General features: G+C 60.3%; 20 protein-coding genes, 3 tRNA genes and 1 pseudogene. 23 read left to right on the forward strand and 1 reads right to left on the reverse strand.

The window, feature by feature from the left end; all coding sequences use genetic code 11:
- The first annotated feature begins 242 nt into the window (after positions 1–242).
- From WLY71_RS04600 to WLY71_RS04710, 23 genes and pseudogenes are all read left to right on the forward strand, one after another.
- Complete coding sequence (locus WLY71_RS04600) at positions 243–803, forward strand: CvpA family protein (RefSeq protein ID WP_074875247.1); 561 nt, start codon at positions 243–245, stop codon at positions 801–803.
- Positions 804–844: 41 nt separating this feature from the next.
- The gene (gene purF, locus WLY71_RS04605; RefSeq protein WP_007905939.1) at positions 845–2,350 is read left to right on the forward strand and encodes an amidophosphoribosyltransferase; all 1,506 of its coding nucleotides are present in this window, start codon (positions 845–847) and stop codon (positions 2,348–2,350) included.
- Positions 2,351–2,414: 64 nt separating this feature from the next.
- Positions 2,415–3,626 carry an O-succinylhomoserine sulfhydrylase gene (locus tag WLY71_RS04610; RefSeq protein WP_056744410.1) on the forward strand — a complete coding sequence of 404 codons (1,212 nt, stop codon included), beginning with the start codon at positions 2,415–2,417 and terminating at the stop codon, positions 3,624–3,626.
- Positions 3,623–4,399: an SDR family oxidoreductase gene (locus WLY71_RS04615; protein WP_347802665.1), complete on the forward strand. Its 777-nt coding sequence runs from the start codon at positions 3,623–3,625 to the stop codon at positions 4,397–4,399. The genes WLY71_RS04610 and WLY71_RS04615 overlap by 4 nt, the downstream gene beginning before the upstream one ends.
- Before the next feature lie 228 nt (positions 4,400–4,627).
- A tRNA-Val gene (locus WLY71_RS04620) sits at positions 4,628–4,703 on the forward strand.
- Between the two features lie 55 nt (positions 4,704–4,758).
- Positions 4,759–4,835 (forward strand) — tRNA-Asp (locus tag WLY71_RS04625).
- A 93-nt stretch (positions 4,836–4,928) separates the two neighbouring features.
- Positions 4,929–5,005 (forward strand) — tRNA-Asp (locus WLY71_RS04630).
- 380 nt (positions 5,006–5,385) lie between these two features.
- Entirely contained in the window at positions 5,386–5,895 is a 510-nt protein-coding gene (locus WLY71_RS04635; protein ID WP_347802666.1) for a sigma-70 family RNA polymerase sigma factor, read from the forward strand.
- Positions 5,892–6,841, forward strand: a pseudogene (locus WLY71_RS04640) (FecR domain-containing protein). The gene WLY71_RS04635 and the pseudogene WLY71_RS04640 overlap by 4 nt, the downstream one beginning before the upstream one ends.
- A 67-nt stretch (positions 6,842–6,908) precedes the next feature.
- Positions 6,909–9,332, forward strand: coding sequence for a TonB-dependent siderophore receptor (locus WLY71_RS04645; protein ID WP_347802667.1), 2,424 nt, complete (start codon positions 6,909–6,911; stop codon positions 9,330–9,332).
- Positions 9,333–9,687: 355 nt separating this feature from the next.
- The gene (locus tag WLY71_RS04650; RefSeq protein WP_347802668.1) at positions 9,688–11,064 is read left to right on the forward strand and encodes a diaminobutyrate--2-oxoglutarate transaminase; all 1,377 of its coding nucleotides are present in this window, start codon (positions 9,688–9,690) and stop codon (positions 11,062–11,064) included.
- A 213-nt stretch (positions 11,065–11,277) separates the two neighbouring features.
- A complete protein-coding gene (locus tag WLY71_RS04655; protein WP_347802669.1) occupies positions 11,278–13,062 on the forward strand; it encodes an IucA/IucC family protein in 1,785 nt (594 codons plus the stop codon).
- Entirely contained in the window at positions 13,055–14,266 is a 1,212-nt protein-coding gene (locus WLY71_RS04660; protein WP_347802670.1) for a type III PLP-dependent enzyme, read from the forward strand. The genes WLY71_RS04655 and WLY71_RS04660 overlap by 8 nt, the downstream gene beginning before the upstream one ends.
- Positions 14,263–15,690: a DHA2 family efflux MFS transporter permease subunit gene (locus WLY71_RS04665; protein WP_347802720.1), complete on the forward strand. Its 1,428-nt coding sequence runs from the start codon at positions 14,263–14,265 to the stop codon at positions 15,688–15,690. Before WLY71_RS04660 ends, WLY71_RS04665 begins: the two co-directional genes overlap by 4 nt.
- A gap of 19 nt (positions 15,691–15,709) precedes the next feature.
- On the forward strand, positions 15,710–17,581 hold the full coding sequence (locus WLY71_RS04670; protein WP_347802671.1) for an IucA/IucC family protein: 1,872 nt from the start codon (positions 15,710–15,712) through the stop codon (positions 17,579–17,581).
- The gene (locus WLY71_RS04675) at positions 17,575–18,348 is read left to right on the forward strand and encodes an HpcH/HpaI aldolase family protein (RefSeq protein ID WP_347802672.1); all 774 of its coding nucleotides are present in this window, start codon (positions 17,575–17,577) and stop codon (positions 18,346–18,348) included. The genes WLY71_RS04670 and WLY71_RS04675 overlap by 7 nt, the downstream gene beginning before the upstream one ends.
- A gap of 4 nt (positions 18,349–18,352) precedes the next feature.
- Entirely contained in the window at positions 18,353–20,200 is a 1,848-nt protein-coding gene (locus WLY71_RS04680) for an IucA/IucC family protein (RefSeq protein WP_347802673.1), read from the forward strand.
- A complete protein-coding gene (locus WLY71_RS04685) occupies positions 20,190–21,113 on the forward strand; it encodes an ABC transporter substrate-binding protein (RefSeq protein ID WP_347802674.1) in 924 nt (307 codons plus the stop codon). The genes WLY71_RS04680 and WLY71_RS04685 overlap by 11 nt, the downstream gene beginning before the upstream one ends.
- On the forward strand, positions 21,110–22,099 hold the full coding sequence (locus WLY71_RS04690) for a FecCD family ABC transporter permease (RefSeq protein ID WP_347802675.1): 990 nt from the start codon (positions 21,110–21,112) through the stop codon (positions 22,097–22,099). Before WLY71_RS04685 ends, WLY71_RS04690 begins: the two co-directional genes overlap by 4 nt.
- Positions 22,092–23,123: a FecCD family ABC transporter permease gene (locus WLY71_RS04695; RefSeq protein ID WP_347802676.1), complete on the forward strand. Its 1,032-nt coding sequence runs from the start codon at positions 22,092–22,094 to the stop codon at positions 23,121–23,123. The genes WLY71_RS04690 and WLY71_RS04695 overlap by 8 nt, the downstream gene beginning before the upstream one ends.
- Positions 23,124–23,135: 12 nt before the next feature.
- On the forward strand, positions 23,136–23,927 hold the full coding sequence (locus WLY71_RS04700; RefSeq protein WP_347802677.1) for an ABC transporter ATP-binding protein: 792 nt from the start codon (positions 23,136–23,138) through the stop codon (positions 23,925–23,927).
- Positions 23,924–24,706: an IucA/IucC family C-terminal-domain containing protein gene (locus WLY71_RS04705; RefSeq protein ID WP_347802678.1), complete on the forward strand. Its 783-nt coding sequence runs from the start codon at positions 23,924–23,926 to the stop codon at positions 24,704–24,706. The genes WLY71_RS04700 and WLY71_RS04705 overlap by 4 nt, the downstream gene beginning before the upstream one ends.
- Positions 24,697–25,329 (forward strand): RraA family protein, encoded by a 633-nt coding sequence (locus WLY71_RS04710; RefSeq protein ID WP_347802721.1) that lies wholly within the window; start codon positions 24,697–24,699, stop codon positions 25,327–25,329. The genes WLY71_RS04705 and WLY71_RS04710 overlap by 10 nt, the downstream gene beginning before the upstream one ends.
- A gap of 61 nt (positions 25,330–25,390) precedes the next feature.
- Here the strand turns inward: WLY71_RS04710 and WLY71_RS04715 are convergent, their stop codons facing one another.
- Entirely contained in the window at positions 25,391–26,674 is a 1,284-nt protein-coding gene (locus tag WLY71_RS04715; RefSeq protein ID WP_347802679.1) for an NAD(P)/FAD-dependent oxidoreductase, read from the reverse strand.
- Between the last annotated feature and the right edge of the window lie 178 nt (positions 26,675–26,852).

Here is a 26,852-nt window from a genome sequence, read left to right on the forward strand (position 1 = left end):
GGGATTGATCAATCGAAGTATGCTTTTTCATGGACTCGCCCTCGCTGTCGTTGGCTGATTAGACTGCCACCGTGGCGCATTGACGCCTCGGCTTGGGCGAGTCCATCCAATTACAGGGGCGGGTGCAGCTTCGATAGGGGCTAAAACTATCGCCTCGATTTGGAATGCACTGACAATCGCAGCTTACCGATAGCCATGCGCTCTGCTAAAATGCGCCGCCTTATCCGTCTGTAGGCTGCACTGTGCCATTTACCTGGGTTGATTGGGCGATCGTTGCAATCGTCGCCATCTCCGCATTGATCAGTCTGAGCCGCGGCTTCGTCAAAGAAGCACTATCGCTGGTGACCTGGATCATTGCAGGAGTCGTCGCCTGGATGTTCGGTGGTTCATTGTCCGAGTACCTCGCCGGATACATCCAAACGCCGTCGGCTCGTGTGATCACGGGCTGTGCCATCATGTTTGTCGCCACGTTAATCGTAGGCGCAATGATCAATTATCTTATCGGCGAATTGGTTCGCGTCACCGGGTTGTCCGGGACCGATCGATTTCTCGGCATGGCCTTCGGCGCCGCGCGTGGCGTGTTGCTGGTGGTCGTGGCGGTCGGGCTGTTGAGCCTGGGGCCGGTACAGCAGGACGGGTGGTGGCAAGAGTCACAGCTCGTGCCAAAATTTCTATTGGTCGCAGACTGGTCTAAAAACCTGATTCTTGGGTGGAGCAGTCAGTGGCTTGCCAGCGGTATCAGCGTACCCGCTGAGATACCGTTCAAGGAACACCTCTTGCCGATGGCCAAAACGCCTCAGTAAGTGTTGTTCAGTTCAGATCCATTAAGTAGGGGTTGCGTCGCATGTGTGGCATCGTCGGTATCGTCGGTAAGTCGAACGTCAATCAGGCGCTGTATGACGCGCTAACCGTCCTCCAGCACCGCGGCCAGGACGCTGCCGGTATCGTGACCAGCCATGATGGCCGGTTATTCCTGCGCAAGGACAATGGCCTGGTGCGTGACGTGTTCCATCAACGTCACATGCAGCGCCTGGTCGGCCACATGGGTATTGGCCATGTGCGTTACCCGACCGCGGGCAGTTCGACCTCGGCCGAAGCCCAGCCGTTTTACGTCAACTCGCCTTACGGCATCACCCTGGCGCACAACGGTAACCTGACCAATGTTGAACAGCTGGCCAAGGAGATTTACGAATCTGACCTGCGCCACGTCAACACCAACTCCGATTCGGAAGTGCTGCTCAACGTGTTCGCTCACGAACTGGCCCAGCGCGGCAAGTTGCAGCCAACCGAAGAAGACGTGTTCGCGGCTGTTACTGACGTGCATAACCGTTGCGTCGGTGGTTACGCGGTTGTGGCGATGGTGACCGGTTACGGCATCGTCGGTTTCCGCGACCCGCACGGCATCCGTCCGATCGTCTTCGGTCAGCGTCACACCGACGAAGGCGTCGAGTACATGATCGCTTCCGAAAGCGTTTCCCTGGACGTACTCGGTTTCACCCTGATTCGCGACCTGGCTCCGGGCGAAGCGGTCTACATCACTGAAGACGGCAAGCTGCACACCCGTCAGTGTGCGACCAACCCGTCCCTGACCCCGTGCATCTTCGAACACGTCTATCTGGCGCGTCCGGACTCGATCATCGACGGCGTTTCGGTCTATAAAGCACGCCTGCGCATGGGTGAGAAACTCGCCGAGAAGATTCTGCGCGAGCGTCCGGATCACGACATCGACGTGGTCATCCCGATTCCGGACACCAGCCGCACCGCGGCCCTGGAGTTGGCGAACCACTTGGGCGTCAAGTTCCGCGAAGGCTTCGTGAAGAACCGCTACATCGGCCGGACCTTCATCATGCCGGGCCAGGCTGCACGGAAAAAATCCGTACGCCAGAAGCTCAACGCCATCGAGCTGGAATTCCGCGGCAAAAACGTGATGCTGGTGGATGACTCCATCGTTCGCGGCACCACTTGCAAGCAGATCATCCAGATGGCTCGCGAAGCCGGCGCCAAAAACGTCTACTTCTGCTCCGCGGCACCGGCCGTTCGTTACCCGAACGTCTACGGCATCGACATGCCGAGCGCTCACGAGCTGATCGCGCATAACCGTTCGACCCAGGACGTGGCTGATCTGATCGGCGCTGACTGGTTGATCTATCAGGACCTGCCTGACTTGATCGAAGCGGTCGGTGGCGGCAAGATCAAGATCGAGAAGTTCGATTGCGCGGTGTTCGACGGCCAGTACGTCACCGGCGACGTCGACGAGGCTTACCTGAACAAGATCGAGCAGGCGCGTAACGATGCCTCCAAGGTCAAGACGCAGGCAGTCAGTGCGATCATTGATCTGTATAACAACTGAGTAACTACCGGCCCTGAGGGGCCGGTTTTGTATCTACCAAACGAGCAAGGCAAGGAGTGACAGCATGAGTCAGGATTGGGATGCCGGTCGGCTGGACAGCGATCTCGAAGGCGTAGCGTTCGACACCCTGGCCGTTCGCGCCGGTCAGCACCGCACGCCGGAAGGCGAACACGGTGATCCGATGTTCTTCACTTCCAGCTACGTATTCCGTACCGCCGCCGACGCGGCCGCACGTTTTGCCGGTGAAGTGCCGGGTAACGTTTACTCGCGCTACACCAACCCGACCGTGCGTGCGTTCGAAGAGCGCATTGCCGCGCTGGAAAGCGCCGAACAAGCTGTGGCCACGGCGACCGGCATGGCCGCGATCATGGCGGTGGTGATGAGCCTGTGCAGCGCCGGCGATCACGTGCTGGTATCGCGCAGCGTATTCGGTTCGACCATCAGTCTGTTCGAGAAGTACTTCAAACGCTTTGGCATTGAAGTCGATTACGTGCCTCTGGCGGACTTGTCCGGCTGGGATGCGGCGATCAAGGCCAACACTAAATTGCTGTTCGTCGAATCGCCATCCAACCCGCTGGCTGAACTGGTGGACATCGCCGAGCTGTCGAAAATCGCTCACGCCAAAGGCGCGATGCTGGTGGTCGACAACTGCTTCTGCACCCCGGCGTTGCAGCAACCGCTGAAGATGGGTGCGGACATCGTCGTGCACTCGGCGACCAAGTTCATCGACGGCCAGGGCCGTTGCATGGGCGGTGTTGTGGCCGGTCGCAGCGAACAGATGAAAGAAGTCGTCGGTTTCCTGCGGACTGCCGGGCCGACCCTGAGCCCGTTCAACGCCTGGATCTTCCTCAAGGGCCTGGAAACGCTGAGCCTGCGCATGAAGGCTCACTGCGCCAATGCCCAGCAACTGGCCGAATGGCTGGAGCAGCAGGAAGGCATCGAGAAAGTCCATTACGCCGGTCTCAAAAGCCATCCGCAGCACGCGTTGGCCCTGCGTCAGCAGAAAGGCTTTGGAGCGGTCGTGAGTTTCGAGGTCAAGGGCGGCAAAGAGGGCGCCTGGCGCTTTATCGATGCGACCCGCCTGATTTCCATCACAGCCAACCTGGGTGACAGCAAAACCACCATTACGCACCCAAGCACCACCTCTCACGGCCGTCTGGCTCCGCAAGAGCGTGAAGCAGCGGGCATTCGTGACAGCCTGATCCGCATCGCGGTCGGTCTGGAAGACGTGGCCGACCTGCAAGCCGATCTGGCGCGCGGGTTGGCTGCCTTGTGATCGAGTTGTCCACGCCAAGCACTGGCACCAACGGCCGCGTTGCACTGGTCACGGGTGCTGCGCGGGGCATTGGTCTGGGGATCTCGGCCTGGCTGATCAGCGAAGGCTGGCAGGTGGTGCTGATTGATCTTGATCGAGTACGCGGTTCGAAAGTGGCGAAGGTGCTCGGCGATAACGCCTGGTTCATCGCCATGGACGTCGCGAACGAAGGGCAGGTGGCGTTGGGCGTCGCCGAAGTGCTGGGGCAGTTCGGGCGCCTGGATGCGCTGGTGTGCAACGCGGCGGTTGCCGATCCGCACAACATCACCCTTGAAAGCCTTGATCTGGCGTACTGGAATCGGGTGCTGGCGGTGAATCTCAGTGGGCCGATGCTGTTGGCCAAGCACTGTGCGCCGTACCTGCGTGCTCACAGCGGCGCGATCGTCAACCTGGCCTCGACCCGCGCCGGGCAGTCGGAACCCGACACCGAGGCTTATGCGGCGAGCAAGGGCGGCCTGTTGGCCCTGACTCATGCCTTGGCGATCAGCCTCGGGCCGGAAATCCGCGTCAATGCGGTCAGCCCCGGCTGGATCGATGCGCGAGATCCCTCCGCACGTCGTGCCGAACCTCTGACCGAGGCCGATCATGCCCAGCATCCGGCGGGCAGGGTAGGGACGGTCGAGGACGTGGCGGCGATGGTCGCCTGGCTGTTGTCGAAGAACGCCGGTTTTGTCACGGGCCAGGAGTTCGTGGTCGATGGCGGCATGACCAAGAAGATGATTTACAGCGAGTGATCCGCATAGGCGCACACATGTATTGAATGTGCCGCCGCCTTCGCGAGCAAGCTCGCTCCCACATTGAAACGCAATCCACCGTGGGAGCGAGCTTGCTCGCGAAAGCGGTCCGACTGTTGCTGATGCTGTTGCGAATGACACGATTTTGTCTTTTTCCGAAAAACTTCAATCCTGCTATTGACTTAGCTTCGGTACCTGCGTAAATTTCGCGGCCTCGGAGATGCAAACGGGTGATTAGCTCAGCTGGGAGAGCGTCTGCCTTACAAGCAGAATGTCGGCGGTTCGATCCCGTCATCACCCACCACTTCCGAGAGTCTTGCGAAAGCAAGATGGAAGCTTTTAAAAGCCTCCACCGACGCGCAGCGGTAGTTCAGTCGGTTAGAATACCGGCCTGTCACGCCGGGGGTCGCGGGTTCGAGTCCCGTCCGCTGCGCCATATTTTCCGAGTCAGAGTTTATTCTGGTTCGAGATTGAAAGCCTCGAAGCTTTCAGTCAGACGAGTTACTTGGACGCAAGTCCAAAGCGATACGCAGCGGTAGTTCAGTCGGTTAGAATACCGGCCTGTCACGCCGGGGGTCGCGGGTTCGAGTCCCGTCCGCTGCGCCATATCTGCCTCAAGGCCCACTGAACGCCTTGGAGCTACGAAGTAAGCCGCTGGCTGCTTCGAGTCGATAGCAAAGACCCTGGTCGAAAGACCGGGGTTTTTTGTGCCTGCGATTTGGCTTTTCATGTTTGACCCGTAACCACGGGCATTCGTGTCTGCCGGCCAAATGCGGCCGTGTGTCGAATTCTTACTCCTCTCGACGATTTCCCTCAATAACGCTCGGCCCTGATTAACCGGTGGCTGCGTGGCAGAAACACCTGTCTTTCATTTGCGTATTCAAGTTTTTCCTGGGAGCAAAACGCACAAAGCGCTTGGTTTGAAGTCTCAACACTAATTAGAATGAGTCGCATTTAAAATATTTCTTCGCGCAGGGTTCCTTTAGATGAGTGATGCAGCGATGCCGGCGGCGCAAACCTTCCACGACCTGTACCGCGACCATCGTGGCTGGCTCGAAAGCTGGCTGAGGCGACGCATGAACAATGGCCATGATGCGGCGGACTTGGGCCAGGATACGTTCGTGCGTTTACTCGCCAGCTCCCAGCACATCGCTGACCTGCAAGAACCCCGCGCCTATCTGGCGACAGTCGGCAAGCGGCTGCTGACCAACTTCTATAAGCGCCGCAGCCTGGAGCAGGCCTACCTCAGTGCGCTGGCGCTGCTGCCTGAGGACTGCGTGCCGTCTCCCGAGCAACGTTGGTTGCTGCTGGAAACCCTGCAAGCCCTGGACGAATTGCTCGATGGATTGCCGACCGCGGTGCGACGGGCGTTTCTCTGGAGTCAGCTGGAGGGCTTGGGTTATCACGAGATCGCCGAACGCCTGCAAGTCTCGGAGCGGACGATCAAGCGCTACATGGCGCAAGCCTATGAACATTGCCTGCTGGTGGAAATGTGATCGGTTCGGCACCTTCGGCTGAAGCCCGGCAAGTTGTTCGGGCTGCCGCTCAATGGCTGGCACTCATGGAGTCAGGCGCTGCCAACGAGCGCGATCGTGCCAATCTGCAGCACTGGCGTGACAGCCATCCCAGTCACGAACAGGCCTGGCAGAAAGCCCAACTCTTGCGCCAACGCTTTGCCGACCTGCCGTCAGCACTGGCCATGGCCAGCCTGGATCGGCCGCAGACGAGTCGGCGCACGGTGCTCAAGCGCGCCGTGGGGGCAGTGGCGCTGGTGCCAACCGCCTGGCTGATCAGCCGGCAGCTACCTCTGGATGTCTGGCGCGCTGACCTGCGAACGGCGACCGGGAGGGCAAAAAAGTCCAGTTGGCCGATGGCAGCTTGCTGCAATTGAACACCGCGAGTGCCGTCGATATCGACCTGAAGAACCGACGGCTGACACTTGTGGAAGGCGAAATAGCGCTGAATGTGCCCGGGACCTTGCCGCTGACGATCCAGACGCACTTCGGGCAAGTGGTCGTCAGCCAGAGCGAAGTGTGCGTTCGTCAGGGCCAGACGGGTTGCAAGGTGTCAGTGCTTAAAGGCGCGGTGCAGTTGCAGCCTTTGCGCGGGCCGGTCTTTTCGTTGCGCGCAGGCCAGCAAGTCAGCCTTCAGGCAATGGGTGCCGGACGCGTCGAACCTTTCGATGTGCTTGCGCCAGGCTGGCGCGACGGCGTGTTGATGGCGCAGAACCAGCCCCTGGGCGATTTTCTGCGCGAACTCAGCACCTATCGTCCTGGATTGTTGCGCTGGGAGCCGGAGCTCGAATCACTGCGCGTCACCGGCAGTTTCCGTCTGGAAGACACCGATCGCATTCTGACGTTGCTGGCGGCCAGCCTGCCGCTGGAGGTGCATAGGCGGACCCGCTACTGGGGTACGTTGCTGCCGCGCAAAAATAGTGTTTGAGGTGTGTCCCCTTTTTTCGCGTCGCTTGTCATTCAAGGTAAGTGAAACGAAATCAGAGAGATTCTCAATGCCCGTAGTGATGCCCTGCAGTACGCGTCTGGGTTCTTCCAGGCTGCGCCCGTTGTTGCACTTGAGTCTGTTGCTGAGTCTGAGTGCCTGTCCGTTGTTCATCACTGCCGGTTGGGCCGAAGACGCGCCTCGACGCAGTTATCAGGTGCCAGCAGGAAGCCTCAGTGCAGCGCTGACCCGTTTCGCCGGGCTGGCCGGGGTCAATCTGTCAGTAGACCCGGCATTGGTGGGCAGTCGCACCAGCCCTGGACTTTCCGGCGAATACGCGGTCGAGGAGGGCTTTGCCCGACTGTTGCAGGGTTCCGGTCTGCAACTGCAGCCGGTGGGCGAAGAGGCGTACATCCTGACGCCGGCGCCAGAAGGCAGCAGCCTGCAACTGGGCGCCACCTCGATTCTCGGTGCCATTGACCCGGTGGAGGGCGATCCGTATGCCGGCGGCCAGGTCGCGCGCCGCGGGTCGCAAGGCTTGCTGGGCTCGAAAGACTTTATGGAAACGCCGTTCAGCATGACCACCTACACCAGTGAGGTGGTCAAAAACCAGCAGGCGCGTACCTTGGGCGACCTGATCGCCAACGATCCTTCGGTTCGCGCCACCAACCCGGCGGGTGGGCGCTATGAGCAGTTCACCATTCGAGGGTTGAGCCTGTTCAACAGTGATGTTGCCTACAACGGCCTCTACGGCGTCCTGCCGACCTATACGATCGACATGGAGATGGCCGACCGCGTCGACGTCCTCAAAGGTCCGAGCCAGCTCATCAACGGCATCTCGCCGCGGGGCAGCGTGGGTGGCGGGATCAACGTGGTGCCCAAGCGCGCGACCGACAAGCCCATCACTTCGTTTACCGGTATGTACGCTTCCGACAGCCAGGTCGGTGGTGCCGTGGATGTCGGCCGGCGCTTTGGTGAAGACAATAAGTTTGGCCTTCGTTTCAACGGCGTGAAGCAGTCCGGCGACACCGAATGGGATCACCAGAATGTCGACCGCGAGATGGCCGTGCTGGGCCTGGATTTTCGCGGTGAACGCCTGCGACTCTCGACGGACATCGGGCGCACCGAGCGTGATACCGACGCCCCGCAGGAACGCGTACAGGTCGGCCCAAATGCGCAGGTTCCGCATGCCAGCGATATTCGCCGCAACTATGCGCAGCCCTGGAGCAAGGCGAGTACCAACGACACCTTCGGCACGGTGAACGCTGAATTCGATGTCAACGATTCCGTCATGCTGTACGGCGGTGTGGGCGCGCGCAAAAGTAACCATGACTTCCTCCGACATGCCGTTTCGGTCACCAACAACGCTGGCAATTTCAGCGTTCAACCGCGTGACTTCACCCGTGACGAAAATGTCCGGACGGCCACGGCGGGAGTGCGCAACTGGTTCCATACCGGCCCGGTAAGCCATGAAGTCAACCTGGCCGCCAGCTATTACTACATGGACTTCGAAAATGGCGGCGCCCGTTATGCTGCGGCCAACAGCAACATTTATAACCCCGTTGAAACACCAACGCCTGTCAGACCCACGCGACAGGATTCGGAGGTCTATACCGAGAACCGCTCCACCGGCGTGGCTTTGTCCGACACCCTGGGTTTCTTCGATGACCGGCTGCTGCTGACCCTCGGCGCCCGCTGGCAGCGCGTGAAGGTTGACGACTGGACCGATAACGTCAGAGGCGACACCGCCTACGACGAGGAAAAGGTTTCGCCGTCGGGCGGCATCCTGTTCAAGGCAACCGATAAGCTGTCGCTGTATGCCAACTACATGGAAGGCCTGAGCCAGGGCAAGATCGCACCGTCGACCTCGGTGAACGAGGACGAGATCTTCCCGCCGTTCATCAGCCGCCAGGTCGAAGTCGGTGCCAAGTATGACGCCGGTGCGTTCGCCGTCACCGCCGCCGTGTTCCGGATCAAGCAGCCGGCCTACGAGACCAACGCCACGACGCGCGTCTTCGGCCCGAACGGCAAGCGTGAGAACACGGGTGTGGAACTGAGTGTGTTCGGTGAACCGCTCGATGGTTTCCGTCTGCTCGGCGGTGTCATGTACATCGACAGCGAGTTGAGTAACACCACCAATGGCGCCTTCGACGGCAACCGGGCGCCGGCCACACCGAAATACAACGTCAACCTGGGCGCCGAGTGGGATGTGCCGACCGTACAGGGCCTGACTCTGACCAGTCGCGGCATTTATTCCAGCTCGCAGTACCTGGACCAGTCCAACAACAAGGAAATTGACTCCTGGGAGCGTTTCGACGTGGGCGCACGCTACGCGTTCAAGGTCGAGGAAAAGAACATCACCCTGCGTGCCAATGTCGAGAACGTGGCGGACAAGCGCTACTGGAGTTCGGCCGGGGCCTCGGATGACAGTGAGCCTGGTTTGACACTGTCGACCCCGCGCACCTACCTCCTTTCGGCGACTGTCGACTTCTGATCCACCCGTGTCATGCGCCCCAGGGATCGGGGCGCCATCGTTGGACCATGACCTGATTCGTATAGAGGAAGGACATATGCACCCCATCAGTTAATGAACATTCAAGACACTTGCGTATAAGTCGCTATCTGTCGGTAGCCTATACCGAAGTTGTCAGTTGCATTAAAAGATCATGGCTAGATCATGGCACTCCAGAAGTTCATACCAGGTTTATTAACTTGGTTTTTTGCGTGTCTGATGGTTTTTAAAGTAGTTAAAATCGCTATATGTAAATCTCCAAATAGGTTGTAAGAATTAGTTGCAACAACTTGTTAATGAGAATAAGTTTCATATCGAATTTAACGAGGGTGAAGCGATGTTGAATGATGGCGTATTGCACTCTAGTCCTTTGCAAAAAACCAATGCCGACTATCTGGCTCGACAAAGCAAGTTCGAATCTAATGTACGCAGTTATCCACGCAAGTTGCCGCTGGCCATCGCCAAGGCGCACGGGCTCTGGGTGACCGATGTCGAGGGCAATACTTACCTCGACTGCCTGGCTGGCGCAGGTACTTTGGCCTTGGGGCACAATCATCCGGCCGTCATGGCCAGCCTCGACAGCTTCCTCGCTTCAGGCCTGCCGATGCACACCTTGGACCTGACTACCGCGGTCAAGGACGCCTTCAGCGAAACCTTGCTCAGCCTGTTGCCGAACCAGGGCCGTGATTACTGCCTGCAATTTTGCGGGCCGTCCGGGGCGGATGCGGTGGAGGCCGCGCTGAAGCTGGCCAAGACCTACACCGGGCGCAACAACATCATCAGTTTCTCCGGGGCCTACCATGGCATGACCCACGGCGCCCTGGCCCTGACCGGCAACACCGCGCCGAAAAATGCCATCGCCAGCCTGATGCCCGGGGTGCAGTTCATGCCGTACCCCCACGAATACCGTTGCCCGCTGGGCATTGGCGGTGAGGCCGGGGTCGAGGCCTTGACCCACTATTTCACCCAGTTCATCGAAGACGTCGAAAGCGGCGTGTCCCTACCGGCGGCGGTAATCCTTGAAGCAGTGCAGGGTGAGGGCGGGGTCAACAGTGCCCCGGTGAGCTGGCTGCGGGCGATCCGCGAGGTGACGCGCAAGCACGGCATCCTGCTGATCCTCGACGAAGTGCAGACCGGATTCGCCCGCACCGGCAAGATGTTTGCCTTCGAACACGCCGACATCGAGCCGGACCTGATCGTCATGTCCAAAGCGGTCGGTGGTGGTTTGCCCATGGCAGTGCTGGGCATCCGTCGTGAATTCGACGCGTGGGAGCCAGGCAATCACGCCGGGACTTTCCGCGGCAACCAGATGGCCATGGCCGCCGGGCTGGCCACGTTGCAGGTGCTGCAACAGCAAAACCTCGCCGCCCAGGCCGAGCGCCGTGGCCAGTGGCTCAAGGACCGACTGGTCGAGTTGCAGGCGCATTACCCGGCCCTTGGCCAGGTGCGCGGTCGCGGCCTGATGTTGGGCGTCGAGATCGTCGACGAGCGCCAGCCGGCGGATCGTCACGGACATTTCCCGATGGATCCGGCGTTGGCCGTGGCCATCCAGCAACAGTGCTTCAAACAAGGCCTGTTGCTGGAACGCGGCGGGCGTAAGGGCAATGTCATCCGCTTGTTGCCGCCATTGATTATCGACGATGAACAATGCCAGCAAGTGATCCAGCGTTTTGATAACGCGATGGCTGCCGCTTTATTGCAATTGCGCCCTTGAATGAATCAATTGAAGTTGCGTTAGCGGTTCGCCGGATTGCAGCACTGATGACAGTGCTGCAAGTAACTTTGATGGTCGTCTGATTGTTTAAGCAGGTTCAGTGAAGTGATGTCGTTACGTGGGGTTTCGTCGGCCGTTAAACAGGTCGATCAGCAACTAATTTATTCGCCATATAACGTGTCCAGTGGCCTCACGGGCTACTGTGGAGCACCCATGAATCATCCAGATCGCAGTGTTTTATCGAATATGGTCAGTGAGTTGGCGACGACGCGTGCGTTGCTTAATTGTTTGATCAAAGAGTTCGCCTTGCCGGAAAACTGCCTCAGTTACAGTTGGCCGACGCAGATGCAAGGTATCGCCCCGGGCAGTTACCTTGAGGGCCTGGAATGGAAGGGCATTCCCCTGACCATCAACCTGCCCAACCAGCAGCAGTTCTTTGTGATGGTGGACCGCCGTGATGGTCTGGGCAGTCACCGTTACCTGTCGGATGTTTATGCCCGGCGTGGCGAGGGCGACTGGTCGTGCCTGAGGTTTGCCGAGTTCGTCGAGCAGTTGCTCGCGGCGTGCGAACACATGACCCGCGCCAGCAACGACGAGTTGCTGGATCAGGTGTTGCAAAGCCAGTTGCTGACCGCGGCCATCGTCGGCCACAACATGGACGGCCAGCACCCGGCACCGCTCAGCGGTTACCTCGCCAGCGAGCAGGGCTTGTGGTTTGGTCATCCGAACCACCCGGCACCCAAGGCGCGCCTGTGGCCAGCTCATCTGGCCCAGGAAACCTATGCCCCGGAATTCCAGGCCCGCACGCCATTGCACCTGTTCGAGGTGCCGCTGGAAGGATTGAACGTCGGAGCCAACGGCCTGAGCAAAGCCCAAGTGCTGGCCGGTTTTGCCGATCAAGCGCAGGCGCGGCCAGGGCACGCCGTTATCTGCATGCACCCGGTTCAGGCTCAGCTGTTCATGCAGGATGGTCGGGTTCAGCGTTTGTTGAAATCCGCGGCCATCGTCGATCTTGGCGCCACAGGGCTGATGGCCAACCCCACTGCGTCCATCCGAACCTGGTACATCGAGGGCCATGAGTTCTTCATCAAGGGCTCGCTGAACGTGCGCATCACCAACTGCGTCAGGAAAAACGCCTGGTACGAACTGGAAAGCGCACTGATGATCGACCGAGTCTTTCGTAACCTCCAACTGACCCGGCCCGAAACCCTTGGCGGGCTTTCGGTGGTGGCCGAGCCGGGCAATCTGAGCTGGGCGCCGCAACAGGCCAGCGAAGCCGATAACCACTGGTTCCGCGAACAGACCGGGGCGATCCTGCGGGAGAACTTCTGCCTCGTCACCGGCACCGATTGCAGCATCATGGCCGGTACGTTGTTCGCTCGTGGCCTGCATTTACCGCCGTTGGTGCATGAGTTCCTGAGCCGGTTCAACGGCAATGACCTCGACGATCAACAGCTGTTGAGCTGGTTTGACGACTATCAGGCGCTGCTGCTGCGGCCGGTGCTGGCGCTGTTCTTCAACCACGGCATTGTGATGGAACCGCATTTGCAGAACAGCGTGCTGGTGCATGACAACGGTCGTCCACAACGCTTGCTCCTGCGGGATTTCGAAGGGGTCAAACTGACCGACGAACTGGGTGCTTCCCGGATCGACGCAGAGGTTCATCCACGGGTCCGTGAGTCGTTGCTCTATTCCCGCCAGCAAGGCTGGAATCGCATCGTCTATTGCCTGTTCGTCAACAACTTGTCCGAGGCGGTACTGGCCCTGAGTTGGGAGCGTCCGCACCTGGCGCCGCTGATGTGGCAACGGGTGGAGCAGCAATTGATCAGCATCCGCGCCGAATTGACCCGCGCTGCGCCGGAGCTGGACGCACTGATCGCCGGTCAGCCGATTGCCTGCAAAACCAACCTGAAAGTCCGTCTGGCAGCCAAGGCTGATCGCCAGGCCAGCTATGTCAGTCTGGTGTCCCCGTGGGGCAAGGAGGCCAAACATGGATAAGCTGCCCGTCGCGGTATTGGCCGCCATCGACGAAGCCCGCCTACAACACGAAGACCCGCTGGCGCTGTTCATCTATGACCTGGACGCGCTGAAACAGCATGTGACGCAAGTGATGGCAGCGCTGCCCGAAGGCGTGGAGCTTTACTACGCGATCAAGGCCAACAGTGAACCGCAGATCCTCTCCACCGTCGCGCCGTTGGTGCACGGGTTCGAGATTTCCTCCGGCGGCGAGATCGATCGTCTCCAGGTCTGCCCGACGCGCAAACCATTCATCTTCTCCGGCCCCGGCAAACTGGACTCCGATCTGCGGTCGGCGCTGCAACATCAGGTCGAAGCGATTCACATCGAAAGCCTGAATGAAATCGTCCGCCTGCAACGGCTGGCACTGGAAGCGGGGCACGTGCAAGACGTCTTGCTGCGGATCAATCCTGAACTGCCGTCGCCGCTCTCCAGCAAACTGGCGATGGCCGGCACGGCCACGCCGTTCGGGATCGATGAGTCGGAGCTGGCCCAAGCGGTCAGTTGGGTCGATAACGCCAGCCACCTGCGGCTCAAGGGTTTTCATGTGCATGCGATGTCCCATCAATCGCAGGTGGAACGCCATGAACAATTGCTCGATCTGTACTTGCAGCGCTGGCCGCAATGGAAGGCGTTGTCGGCCGATCCCGCGGCGATCACCCACCTCAATGTGGGCGGTGGCATCGGCGTTAATTACCTCGGGCCGCAGCAATTCGATTGGCAGCGCTTGTGTACGCATTTGGGCCAGTCCCTTGCAGCCTGTGCCGATGCGCCCATCGTGCGCTTTGAGCCCGGTCGATTCATCAGCGCCTTCTGCGGCTATTACGTCATTGAAGTGCTCGATAAGAAAATCAGCCACGGCAAGCACTTCCTGGTCTGTCGGGGCGGCACTCATCAGTTCCGTTTGCCGGTTGCCCAGGGACATGATCACCCGATCATTCATCTGCCCCGGCAACGCGTAACACCGCCGGCGACACAACAGGACTGGACCGTCGTGGGGCAGCTCTGTACGCCCAAGGATGTGCTGAGCCGCGATTGCCCGCTCACCGGGGTGGAGATCGGCGACATGCTGGTGCTGCCGCTGGCGGGTGCCTATGGCTACAACATCTCCCATGCCGACTTCCTCTGTCATCCGCGACCGCCGCAGGTGTTTGTGCAGCAGGCCGGAGTTGCAACGTGGGACTGACGTTTGCCGTGCCGCGCTGGTTGGTGGTGGTCAATGTGTTGTTGGGCACGCTGACGGTCAGCCTGAACAACAGCTCGCTGAACCCGGCGTTGCCAGCGTTCATGGAGGCCTTTGATATCGGTCCGCTGTTGGCCACCTGGATTGTGGCTGCGTTCATGGTGAGCATGGGCATGACCATGCCCCTCACCAGTTTTCTCAGCCAGCGGGTGGGGCGCAAATCCCTGTATTTGTGGGGCGTGGCGTTGTTTGTCTGCGGTTCGCTGCTGGGGGCGCTGGCCAACTCCATCGCGCTGGTGATTGCCGCACGCGTGGTGCAAGGCATTGCCAGCGGGCTGATGATTCCGCTGTCGCTGGCGATCATTTTTTCGGTGTACGCCAAGGGCGAGCGGGGCAGGGTCACCGGCCTGTGGGGCGCGGCGGTCATGCTGGCGCCGGCATTGGGACCCTTGTGCGGGAGCCTGATGCTGGAGTGGTTCAGTTGGCGTTCGCTGTTCCTGATGAATGCGCCGATTGGCCTGCTGGCGCTGATCCTGGGTGTCGGTGTGCTGCCGGCCTCTGAAGCGGCAGAGCGCAAACCTTTCGACCTGGCGGGTTACCTGTTGATCGCGACGGGCATCGGCCTGCTGATGATCGCCGTTGGCCGCTTGCGTCACGCCGAGGCCCTCACTGATCCGCTCAACCTTGGCATGCTGCTGGCGGCCGTCCTGTGCCTGGTTGCGTTCGTGCGACTGGAACTGAACCGGGCTGCGCCGCTGCTAAACCTGCGCATCTTTGCCCTGCGCGGTTATCGCTTGAGCGTGATCATCGCCGTGGTGCAGTCGGTCGGCATGTTCGAATGCCTGGTGCTGCTGCCGCTGCTGGTGCAAGTGGTGATGGGCTACAGCGCTATCTGGACCGGCTTGTCGCTGCTGTGCACGGCGATGTTCGCCAGCCTGTTCGGGCATCTCGGCGGCAAGTGGCTGGACCGTCACGGCCCGCGCGGCGTGGTGCTCTGGGGGCTGCTGCTGACCGGGGGCGCCACGTTGGGATTGGGCATGCTGGGGGCTGGCGCTTCAATCGGTGTGGTGTTTTTTCTGATGATGGTCCGCGGCGCCGGGTTGGGCCTGTCCTATATCCCCATCACCACCGCCGGGCTCGATGCGCTGCCTGAACCGATGGTCACCCAGGGCGCGGCGATGAACAACATTTCCCGTCGTCTCGTCTCGTCACTGGCCATCGTGATCGCCTCGCTCTGGCTGGAGTTTCGCCTGGCCGCCGAGACGGCGGGCGGCATTGTTTCGGTGGCAACCCCGGGGGCGATCAGCGAGGTTTTCATGGCCACCGGCATCCTCATCCTGCTGGCATTGCCCTGTGCCTGGCGTTTTCCCGTTCACACATCCGACGAGGCGGCCGAGGCATTGCCCTCAGCCCTCGAACACCGTTAATTCTTTCACGGACAAGGTTATGACTATGGCGACTTCTTCACAGGCAACACCTCAGGCTCAGGATGGCGTGCCAGGCGTCTGGCTGGCGACGGCCGATCCGCGCCACTATCAGCAAGTGGAACAGCGCGTGGTGGGCCAGCTGCTGCAAACGCTGCTGTATGAAAACGTCCTGCCGTATCTCCATTCGCCACTCGATGGCGACCAGTACCGTTTTGTTGTCAGCGGCTTCGATGCGCAGCAACAACCGGTGGAGTACCACTGCAGCGGATTGCTCAGCGAAAGCTTCGAGCTGATCCGCCTCGACTATGCCAGTCTCGAACGCGTAGACGCGTTGGGCGCACGCAGTCGGCCGCACCTTCATCAAGCATTGGCGGAGCTGCTGAGTGAACTTCAGGACAGCCCGCACCTGCCACGCTTCACCCATGAGCTTGAACAAACGATGCTCAAGGATCTGCAATCGCGCAGCCAGGGCTATCAAGCGGCCAAACCTCCGTATCAGCTGGATGTCGATGCGCTGGAACAGCACTTCATGGACGCCCACAGCTATCACCCTTGCTACAAATCGCGCATCGGTTTCTCGCTCAAGGACAACGCCAGTCACGGGCCGGAATTTGCCGCGCCCATCGCGATTGTCTGGCTGGCGGTTGCGAAAACTTGCGGGGCGATGAATATCTCGCGGCACTTGGATTACGACGGGTTTATCCAGCAGGAATTCGGACTTCAGCGCTGGCAGCAACTGGCTGAGAGCCTTACCGATCAAGGCAAGTCGATGGGCGATTACTGGCTGATGCCGGTGCACCCGTGGCAGTGGGAAAACGTCATCGTTCCCGTGTTCTACCCAGAACTGGTCAGCGGTGAGGTGATCTATCTGGGCACTACGGATGACCGTTATCAGGCGCAACAGTCAATCCGCACCCTGGCCAACGTCACTGAAAAAAAGCGGCCTTACGTCAAGCTCGCGCTGAGCATGACCAATACCTCCAGCACCCGAATTCTGGCCCGGCATACGGTGATGAACGGCCCGATCATCACCGACTGGTTGCAGCAATTGATCGGCAGCGACAGCACCGCCCGCGACCTTGGCTTTGTGATTCTCGGTGAGGTGGTCGGCGTCAGCTTTGATTACGATCACCTGCCTGCTACGCGGATGTCCCAGGCCTACGGCACGATGGGCACGCTGTGGCGCGAGAGCATTCACCAGTACCTGCAAGACGACGAGCAGGCGGTGCCGTTCAATGGTTTGAGCTCCGTGGACAATCGCTACGGCAACGGTGAACAGACCCCGTTCATCGATGCCTGGATCGCTCAATACGGCCTGCACGCCTGGACGCGTCAACTCTTGCAGGTGGCGGTGTCGCCGATCATTCACATGCTGTACGCCGAAGGCATCGGCATGGAATCCCATGGGCAGAACATCGTCCTGATCGTCAAGCAGGGCTGGCCGCAACGCATAGCCCTGAAAGACTTCCACGACGGCGTGCGCTATTCACCGCAGCACTTGGGGCGCCCCGAACTGTGCCCGACCCTGGTGCCGCTGCCCGCCAGCCACGCCAAGCTCAACCGCAATTCGTTCATCCTCACCGACGACCTGGATGCGGTCCGGGATTTTTCCTGTGACTCGTTCTTTTTCATCGCCCTGGCCGAGATGGCGATTTTCCTGCATCAGCACTACCAGCTGGAAGAGGCTCTGTTCTGGAAAATGACCGCCGAGGTGATCACCGCTTACCAGGCCGAACATCCGCAACACAGCCCGCGTTGTGCAGCGTTTGATGTCTTCGCTCCGTTCTATGAAGTGGAGGAGTTGACCAAGCGCCGCCTGCTGGGCGACGGCGAACGTCGTTTCAAATCGGTGCCGAATCCGCTGCACGCGTTCCGGCCGCAATCATGCTGAGGACCAATCTGCTCAAGCAGAAGCTCAGAACAGGTGAGCCGGTCTACGGCCTGATCAGCTCGATTCCGTCGCCTGCGGCCATCGAACTGATCGCCGAGGCGGGTTTTGATTTTGTGATCATCGATATGGAACACGTGCTGATCAATCCCGAGACCGTGGAGAACATGATCCGCACCGCCGAAAGTTACGCGCTGACCCCGCTGGTGCGGGTGGCGGACCTCAACCCGAAAACCCTGCTGCGCCTGCTCGATGGCGGTGCCCAGGGCATTGTCTTGCCGATGATCGAAGGCCCCGAACCCTTGGCCGAAAGCATTCGAGCCTGCAAATACCACCCGCAGGGCACCCGCAGCCTGAATGCCGGTCGCCCCGGTGCGTTTGGCAAACACAGCCTGGCGGAGTACGTCGCGCTGGCCAACGAGCAAATCATGATCGTAGCGATGATCGAAAGTGCCGAAGGTGTGCGACGCGCGGCAGAGATTGCCGCGGTGCCGGGCCTGGACTTGATCCTCGAAGGGGCCGCCGATTTATCGCAATCGATGGGCATGCCCTGGCAGATCGACCGGCCCGAGGTGCAGCAAGCGCTGCTCTCCAGCTGGCAAGCGGCGAGTGCCGCGGGTGTGCCGTATTGCGCGATTCCACGTCAGCCGGGCGACCACGAACGATGGTTGGCTCGCGGCGTAAAAAGCTTTGTTTTGGGTGACGAGCGTGGCATCGCTTTTCGTGCCCTTCAGGCCAAATTGGCCGCCACTTCAGCAGAAGGAAAATAATCGGATGAACTTCACCGCAATGGCCGCCGACAGGGTGATGCAGGATTTGGTCGATTGTTTGCTGGCCGAACATTTTTTCGGGACCGAGCCGCTGAACCTGGTGGCGCCCTCGTCATCGGCCGATCAGCCGTTTACGGGGTTGAGCGCCGAACAACGGATCTGGGAATGGCCCAGCGATCCCCAAGGTTGCATCGTTATTGCCCTGCGTCCCGGTATAACCCAGCAATGGGAGAAAGTACCGGGCACGCCGGTTTGGGCGCGACAGAATGACCAACTGACCGCGCTGTCACCCGAGGCCTTCACGACCCAGGTGTTGGCAGGGATGACCGATCGCTACCCGGACAATGAAAAAGGCTTCGCCCTGTTTCTGGATGTGCTGCGCACTAGCGTCAGGCAAACCGAGTTGTCCCTGGCCCATCGGGTTGACAGCGAACGCTTGCTGGAAAAGAGCAACGCGGACTTTTTCCTGGCGATGGAGCAGTGGGCTTCGTTGCGTGATCGTCCCTACCATCCGCTGGCCAAAGCCAAGCAGGGTTTGGACGACGCGGAATATCGGCAGTATCAGGCGGAGTTCGCCCGTCCGGTGGCGCTCAATTGGGTCGCGGTCGACCGCACGTTGCTGCAATGCGGCGACGGTGTGACGGATCTGGCACAGAGTTATCCCGCCCAGTTCCTGTTGCCGCCGCTGTTGCAGGCCAACTTGCACCAAGAGCTGCAGCAGCGGGGCATTGCCCGAAGCCACATCGCGCTGCCGGTGCACCCGTGGCAGTTCGAACACGTGCTGGAGGCGCAACTCGGCGACGCTTTCACCAAGGGTGACTGCCATCGACTGGACTTCACCGACGGTGATTTTTTCGCCACCTCGTCATTGCGCTCGATGACCCCGTGCTTCAACAGTGCCGATTACCTCAAGTTGCCGATGGCCATTTATTCCCTGGGTGCGTCGCGTTATCTGCCCGCGGTAAAAATGATCAATGGCGGCTTGAGCGAGGCGCTGCTGCGTCAGGCACTGGGCAAGGATGAAACGCTGCAGCAGTCCCTGCATCTGTGCGACGAAACCAAGTGGTGGGCGTTCATGCCGCCGGACGCCACGCTGTTCGACGAAGCGCCGCGGCACCTGTCGGCCATGGTGCGCGGCTATCCGCCGGCGCTGCTCGAAGCCCCGGACTGTCGACTGGTGCCCATGGCTGCGTTGGGCACACCGCTGCCGGGCAGCAACCAGCACTTCTTCGATGACTGGATGGGCTACCGCCAACTGCCGGCCAATGCCGGATCGGTGATGACGCTGTTCCGCGAGCTGTGCCACAGCTTCTTTGATATCAACCTGCGGATGTTCCGCATCGGCATGCTGGGGGAAATTCACGGGCAGAACGCGGTGCTGGTGTGGAAGGCCGGTTACGCCCAGGGCCTGCTGTTGCGCGATCACGATTCGTTGCGCATCTTCGTGCCGTGGCTGGAACGCAACGGTCTGGCTGATCCGGCTTACCGGCTGAAGAAGGGGCACGCCAACACGCTGTACCACGAGCGCCCTGAAGACCTGCTGTTCTGGCTGCAGACCCTGGGTATTCAGGTCAACCTCCGCGCCATCATCGATACGCTGGCTGAGGTCTACTCATTGCCGGCGACCGGGTTGTGGACGGCGATGGGCGAAGTGCTCAACGAGTTGATCGACACCATCGAGTTTGACGCCGAGGCGCGGATCATGATCAAGCACCAGCTGTTCGAATCGCCGCACTGGCCGCAGAAATTGCTGCTCACTCCGATGATCGAACGTGCGGGTGGCCCTGGCAGCATGCCGTTTGGCAAAGGGCAGGTGGTCAATCCGTTTCACAGGCTCGATCGTGAAGCTTGAGCCGCGATGTCATCCCTCCAGGCGCACGCTGTTGCGCCTGTCCCTGGGGGCGCTCGCCCTCAGGTTTTCCACGCCAGCGTGGGCCGAGGCTGGCGCCGCGCCGTTGCGGGTGATCACCCTGTTTCAGGGCGCCACCGACTGTGCCGTGGTGTTGGGCGTGACCCCGTGTGGCGTGGTTGATTCCTGGAGCGAAAAACCGACCTATCACTACTTGCGCGAAGCACTGGGCGCTGTGCCCCATGTCGGCCTGGAAACCCAGCCCAGTCTTGAGGACATCGCGCTGCTGAAGCCGGACGTGATTATTGCCTCGCGCTATCGTCATGAACGCATTGCACCGTTACTCAAACAGATCGCCCCGGTGCTGATGCTGGAGGAAGTGTTTGAGTTCAAAAAGACCCTGGCACTGATGGGTGCTGCTTTACACCAGCAACAGAGGGCCGACGAGATTCTGAACCGATGGCAGCAACGCGTGGCACAACTGTGCGAGCAACTGCAGCAGACATTTGCCGGACGCTGGCCTCCCACGGTATCGATTCTGGACATCCGCGAAGACCACATCCGCAGTTACCTGCCGGCGAGTTTTCCGGGCTCCGTGCTCACCGAACTGGGATTCAATTGGAGTGACAGCAGCCGGGCGGCGAGCGGGGTATCGATCAAACTCACCAGCAAGGAAAGCCTTGCGGTGGTGAATGCCGACATCTTTTTTGTCTTCCTGCGCGCGCAGAACGGGGCGGTGCAGCGCAACTACGAGAGTCTGGTGCAACACCCGCTGTGGAAGCAGATGCGTGCCCCGCAGCAAGGACAGGTGTGGCAGGTCGATGGCGTCGCGTGGAGTCTGTCGGGCGGGATGTTGGGGGCGAACCTGATGCTCGACGACGTGGCCCGCGTGGCCGCCGCGCAGGTGGCCTCATGAGTCCGGGAGTAAAACTGTGCAGCGCGGGTGTCGTGTTGCTGCTGTGCTGCGTGTTGAGCCTGGCGGTCGGTGCGACCTGGATTCCACTGCCACAGATTGCAGCAGCGTTTGTCCATCCCGACCCGTTGAGTATCAGGCATGTGCTGGTGACCACCACGCGTCTGTCGCGCACTCTGATGGCGATTTCCGTAGGCGCCAGTCTGGCGGTCGCGGGCGCCCTGATGCAGGCACTGACGCGCAATCCGCTGGCGTCACCCGGGCTGTTCGGGATCAATGCCGGTGCGACTTTTTTTATCATCCTGTTTTCCTCGATCTTCTCGCTGTCATCCCCGGATGCCTGGCTATGGTCGGCGTTCATTGGCGCTGCTGTGGCGGGTTGTCTGGTGTGGCTGATCGGCAACATGGAGCAAGGCAGTCTCAGTCCGCTGCGCATCGTGCTGGCGGGCGCGGCGATCGCCGCGTTGTTCTCCGCCTTCAGCCAGGCGCTGCTGGTGGTGAATCAGGATGGCCTGGACACGGTGCTGTTCTGGATGGCCGGTTCGTTGACCGAACGCAACCTGTCGAGCGCTGCACCCTTGTTGCTGACTGATCTGTTCGGGTTGTCGGGGGCGCTGTTGCTGGCCGGGCAGGTCAACGTGCTGAACGCCGGGGAAGAAATTGCTACGGGGCTGGGGCAGCAAACCGGCCTGATCCGGCTGCTGATGAGCGTGCTGGTGATCTGTCTCGCGGGCAGCGCGGTGGCGTTGGCCGGCAGCATTGGTTTCATAGGTCTTCTGGTACCGCACATGGTGCGCAAAGGGTTGTCCATCGACCATCGCTGGTTGCTGCCTGGTTGTGCGCTGCTCGGCGCCATTCTCCTGCTGTTGGCGGATACCCTGTCGCGGGTATTGATCCTGCCGCAGGAGGTGCCGGTGGGGGTGATGACGGCGCTGTTCGGCGCACCGTTCTTCATTATGTTGGCCCGGCGCGGAGGCCGTTATGGATAATGTGGTGAGCTGGCGCCGAGGCGGGTATTCCCGGCGGGTCAACCTCTCCACGTGGTGGCGGTTGGCGGCGGCGCTGGTGCTGACGGTGCTGGTGATGCTCGGCTCGTTATCGCTGGGGAAAGTCATCCTTTCGCCCCTCGAGGTGATGCGAATCCTGTTTTCCAGTCAGGACGCCAGCCTGACGTTGATCGTCGAGCAACTGCGTTTTCCACGCATTGTGCTGGCGGCACTGGTGGGGGCTGCTTTGTCGGTGTCCGGGTTGATCCTGCAAAGCATCATCCGCAACCCGCTGGCATCGCCGGACCTGCTGGGCATCACCAGCGGTGCCAGCGCCGCCGCCGTGCTTTATCTGTCGTTCTTGTCCGCGACGCTGGGGCAACAGTTTCTGCCCTTGGCGGCGATGCTCGGTGCGGCTCTGGCAACATTGTCCATTTATCTGCTGGCCTGGAAGCAGGGGGCCTCACCGCTGCGGCTGGTGCTGATCGGCGTGGGCGTCTCGGCGATGTTGACGGCCGCGACCACCTTCATTCTGGTGTTCAGTCCGCTGACCACCACTCTGTCGGCCTACGTCTGGCTAACCGGTAGCGTGTACGGCGCCAGGTGGCCCGAACCGCTGGCGCTGGCTGGCTGGTTGTTGGGCATCTGTCCGCTGCTGGTGCTGCTGGCCCGTCAGGTGATGGTGCAACAGCTGGATGACCATCTGGCCCAAGGCATCGGCGTGCGCGTGCAATGGCTGCGGGCCGGTTTGCTGATGGTGAGTGTGGCGTTGGCCGGTGCGGCCATTGCCTGGGGTGGGGCGATCGCGTTTGTCGGGCTGATCGCGCCGCATATTGCCAAACGCCTGGTGGCCCCCGGTTTCGCTGGGCAGGCCGTGATGGCAGCCCTGGTCGGGGCAAACCTGGTGATGCTGGCGGACCTGGTCGGGCGCACGCTGTTTTTGCCCCTGGATCTACCGGCCGGGATCTTTGTCGCGGTGCTGGGCACACCCTTTTTTCTCTATTTATTGATTAAACAGCGTCATTAAGGAATTCAACGTATGACGTCGATTGCAAGTCGCGGCCTGACCCTGAGTTATCAGCGTCAGGTGATTATTGACGCGCTGGACATGCAACTGCCCAAGGGCAAGATCTCGGTGCTGATTGGCAGTAACGGCTGCGGTAAAAGTACCTTGCTCAAATCCTTTGCCCGACTGCTGAAACCGCAGCAAGGCTCGGTGATTCTCAACGGCGTGGATATCCAGCAAAAATCCACGGCGGCGGTGGCGCGTGAGTTGGCCATCCTGCCTCAGACACCGACGGCGCCGGAGGGCATCACCGTTCGCCAGCTCGTGGCCTTGGGCCGATACCCTTATCAGAGCTGGATGCAACAGTGGTCGTCCGAGGATGAAACCATGGTCAATCGCGCGCTGACGCAGACCAGTTTGCAGGCGCTGGCGGATCGGCCGGTGGATGCCTTGTCCGGTGGGCAGCGCCAGCGCGCGTGGATCGCCATGACCCTGGCCCAGGACACCGGCATCGTGCTGCTGGACGAGCCGACGACCTTCCTCGACCTGGCTCACCAGATTGAAGTGCTGGACCTGCTGCGCGACCTCAACCGGCTCGAAAACAAAACCATCATCATGGTGCTTCACGACCTCAACCTGGCCTGTCGTTATGCCGATCATATGGTTGCGGTGCATGAGCGTAGGGCATTTGCCCAGGGCCGGCCTGAGGACGTCTTAACCCAAGCGCTGGTCAAAACCGTGTTCGACCTCAACTGCAGGATTATTCCTGACCCGTTCTTTGGTACGCCAATGTGCATCCCGTTTGGTCGGGAATTGCCGCAATGAGTCTGGCTCGTTACTTCAGCGCGCAAGAGTGGAACGTGCTGGGCGGTGGGTTGCGGTTGAAGGACTGCGCCGAGCGCGACCCATTACGCTCGCTGATGGCGCGTGATCTGTTGCAGGACGATGTGTGCGAGCGTTTGCTGGACGCATTGAGCCCGGTCATTGGCTCACCGTCGCGGGCGATCACCGCCTCGCTGCTGGGCAAGCGCCTGTCGTTCCTGGCCACCGGCGCCTGTTTGTACGCCATGTCGGTGTACGACAAAGGGCTGCTGCTGTCGCTGGACAACACGGTGATCGAATACGGCCACGATGAAGGGCTATGGACGTCTTCGATGCCGTTGGTTCATTCCCTGCCGCTGACGTACGGGGCAGGTGAGCGCGAGGCCTGGCGGGAAACCCTGGTGCAGGCACTGTTTGCCGGGCTGTTGAAGCCGCTGTGGCAAACCTTCAACCGTGTGAGCGGCGTTTCACGACGCATCTTGTGGGAAAACACCGCGGTGCGCGTGTATTCGTTGTATGAAAAACGCATGGCAAAAATCGACGAGCCGTCGGTGCGTGAGCGCTATGAAGCCGACTTCGTGTGGTTGCTGACTCAGGCAGAGCCTTCACTGTTCGGCCTCGATTACAACCCGCTGAGCCATTTCCGCCGACCGCCGACACTGGTCGACGAGGGCCAGCGCAGCATTCGCTTTCGGCGAACCTGCTGCTTCTATTACCTGGCTACTGAGCCCGCTGAATATTGTTCGACCTGCCCACTGCTGCGTCCGGGGAAATGCCGATGAGTTATCAGATCAACCCTCGCCAGCAGCTCGTCGCCCCGGAGTTGCTCAACGCCTACCGGTCGATCCCTTCGTCGACCATCGGCCATTTTTCCGATCGGGGTTTCCTGCGGGGGATCAAGCCGCTGTTCAACGACATCCGCATGGTCGGTAATGTCGTCACCGTCAAAGTCTTCCCCCCGGATGGCAGCATTTTGCGTGAGGCGCTGTTGCTGAGTGAGCCGGGCGACGTGCTGGTGATCGAATGTGTGGGCGACGAGGAGTGTGGCTGCTGGGGCGAACTGCGCACCCTGGCCGGGCTGATCAAAGGGTTGGCCGGGGTGGTGGTGTCAGGTGCTGTCACGGATGTCAGCGCATTGCGTCGCCATGGGTTGCCGATCTTTTGCCGGGATGTCAGTGCGTACACGACTCGCGGCATTGGCGCCCATGGGGAAGTCAATCAGTCGATCAATGTGGGCGGGTTTCAGGTGCAGCCGGGAGACCTGGCCATTGGTGATGATGACGGTGTCTTCATCCTCGAAGCCCGGCGTGCGGCCGAGCTGCTTCCCGAGCTCTTGGCCAAAGAGGAAATGGACCAGCAGCGCAGGGACGGATTCTTGCAGAGGCTCAATCAGCGAAGGGGCTGACTTCCCGAGCTGAAATGAAAAGGGGCAACTGTGCAGTTGCCCCTTTTTTGCATCTAGTCGGTCAGAAGCCGAATTTGTCTCGCAATCCGTAATACCAGGCGCCCAATGCAGCAAACGGTGTACGCAGCAGTTGTCCGCCGGGGAACGGGTAGTGGGGCAGGTCGGCAAACGCATCGAAACGCTCGGCCTGGCCACGCAACGCTTCGGCCAACACCTTGCCTGCCAGGTGCGTATACGTCACGCCATGGCCGCTGCAACCCTGGGAATAGTAGATGTTGTCGCCCAGGCGTCCGACTTGAGGAAGACGCGACAAGGTCAGCAGGAAATTGCCGGTCCAGGCGTAATCGATCTTCACGTCCTTGAGCTGCGGGAAGGCCTTGAGCATCTTCGGCCGAATAATCGCCTCGATGTTCGCCGGATCCCGCGCGCCATACACCACACCACCGCCGAAGACCAGGCGCTTGTCGCCGGTCAAACGATAGTAGTCGAGCAGGTAGTTGCAGTCCTCGACGCAGTAATCCTGTGGCAACAGGCTCTTGGCCAATGCGTCGCCCAGAGGTTCGGTGGTGATCACCTGAGTCCCGCAGGGCATCGATTTGGCGGCCAGTTCCGGCACCAGATTACCGAGATACGCGTTGCCCGCAACGATGATGAACTTGGCCCTGACCTTGCCCTGAGGCGTATGCACCACCGGACTCGCGCCGCGCTCGATGCGCACCGCCGGCGATTGCTCATAAATAGTGCCGCCCAGCGACTCGACAGCTGCCGCTTCGCCCAACACCAGGTTCAGCGGATGAATGTGCCCGCCGCTCATGTCGAGCATGCCGCCGATGTATTGATCGCACGCGACCACTTCACGGATGCGACGCTGATCCATCAGTTCAAGCTGCGTGTGACCGAAACGCTCCCACAGACGCTTCTGGGATTCCAGGTGGCCCATCTGCTTGGCGGTAATGGCGGCGAACACACCACCGTCCTTCAAGTCGCACTGGATATTATATTTGGCAACCCGCTCACGAATGATCCGCCCACCTTCGAACGCCATCTGCCCCAACAACTGAGCCTGCTTGGGACCGACACTGCGTTCGATCACATCAATGTCGCGGCTATAACTGTTAACGATCTGGCCACCGTTGCGCCCCGACGCACCAAAACCTACCTTCGCCGCTTCAAGCACCGTGACCCGGAAACCGTTTTCCAGCAGAAACAGGGCAGAGGACAGACCGGTGTAACCGGCACCGATCACACAGACATCAGTCTCTACGTCATCCTGCAAGGCCGGGCGCGGCGGAACCGCATTGGCCGATGCGGCGTAATAGGATTCCGGGTAGGGGGTGTTCGCCATCCTGTAGCCTCTGTTTAATATATTTTACGAGTGCATCGATCCTACCCGAGATAAAAATCGACCGCCAGCCACCGCAAAATCTTCTTTGCAGCGACAAAATTAAATATTTTGCATATTCATAGGGTTAGCTCGAAAAAAGGTGTTGACACCCCTTCGGAATTCCGTAGAATGCCGCCTC

Source organism: Pseudomonas rossensis (genome assembly GCF_039888995.1).
Classification (GTDB): Bacteria; Pseudomonadota; Gammaproteobacteria; order Pseudomonadales; family Pseudomonadaceae; genus Aquipseudomonas; species Aquipseudomonas rossensis.

What these genes read in the sequence shown, in the direction of transcription:
- WLY71_RS04710 (WP_347802721.1), top strand. Translation starts at nt 24,697, where the DNA reads ATGCCGATGAGTTATCAGATCAACCCTCGCCAGCAGCTCGTCGCCCCG.
- purF (WP_007905939.1), top strand. Translation starts at nt 845, where the DNA reads ATGTGTGGCATCGTCGGTATCGTCGGTAAGTCGAACGTCAATCAGGCG.
- WLY71_RS04660 (WP_347802670.1), top strand. Translation starts at nt 13,055, where the DNA reads ATGGATAAGCTGCCCGTCGCGGTATTGGCCGCCATCGACGAAGCCCGC.
- WLY71_RS04690 (WP_347802675.1), top strand. Translation starts at nt 21,110, where the DNA reads ATGAGTCCGGGAGTAAAACTGTGCAGCGCGGGTGTCGTGTTGCTGCTG.
- WLY71_RS04700 (WP_347802677.1), top strand. Translation starts at nt 23,136, where the DNA reads ATGACGTCGATTGCAAGTCGCGGCCTGACCCTGAGTTATCAGCGTCAG.
- WLY71_RS04650 (WP_347802668.1), top strand. Translation starts at nt 9,688, where the DNA reads ATGTTGAATGATGGCGTATTGCACTCTAGTCCTTTGCAAAAAACCAAT.
- WLY71_RS04645 (WP_347802667.1), top strand. Translation starts at nt 6,909, where the DNA reads ATGCCCGTAGTGATGCCCTGCAGTACGCGTCTGGGTTCTTCCAGGCTG.
- WLY71_RS04655 (WP_347802669.1), top strand. Translation starts at nt 11,278, where the DNA reads ATGAATCATCCAGATCGCAGTGTTTTATCGAATATGGTCAGTGAGTTG.
- WLY71_RS04610 (WP_056744410.1), top strand. Translation starts at nt 2,415, where the DNA reads ATGAGTCAGGATTGGGATGCCGGTCGGCTGGACAGCGATCTCGAAGGC.
- WLY71_RS04680 (WP_347802673.1), top strand. Translation starts at nt 18,353, where the DNA reads ATGAACTTCACCGCAATGGCCGCCGACAGGGTGATGCAGGATTTGGTC.
- WLY71_RS04670 (WP_347802671.1), top strand. Translation starts at nt 15,710, where the DNA reads ATGACTATGGCGACTTCTTCACAGGCAACACCTCAGGCTCAGGATGGC.
- WLY71_RS04635 (WP_347802666.1), top strand. Translation starts at nt 5,386, where the DNA reads ATGAGTGATGCAGCGATGCCGGCGGCGCAAACCTTCCACGACCTGTAC.
- WLY71_RS04705 (WP_347802678.1), top strand. Translation starts at nt 23,924, where the DNA reads ATGAGTCTGGCTCGTTACTTCAGCGCGCAAGAGTGGAACGTGCTGGGC.
- WLY71_RS04715 (WP_347802679.1), bottom strand. Translation starts at nt 26,674, where the DNA reads ATGGCGAACACCCCCTACCCGGAATCCTATTACGCCGCATCGGCCAAT.
- WLY71_RS04695 (WP_347802676.1), top strand. Translation starts at nt 22,092, where the DNA reads ATGGATAATGTGGTGAGCTGGCGCCGAGGCGGGTATTCCCGGCGGGTC.
- WLY71_RS04675 (WP_347802672.1), top strand. Translation starts at nt 17,575, where the DNA reads ATGCTGAGGACCAATCTGCTCAAGCAGAAGCTCAGAACAGGTGAGCCG.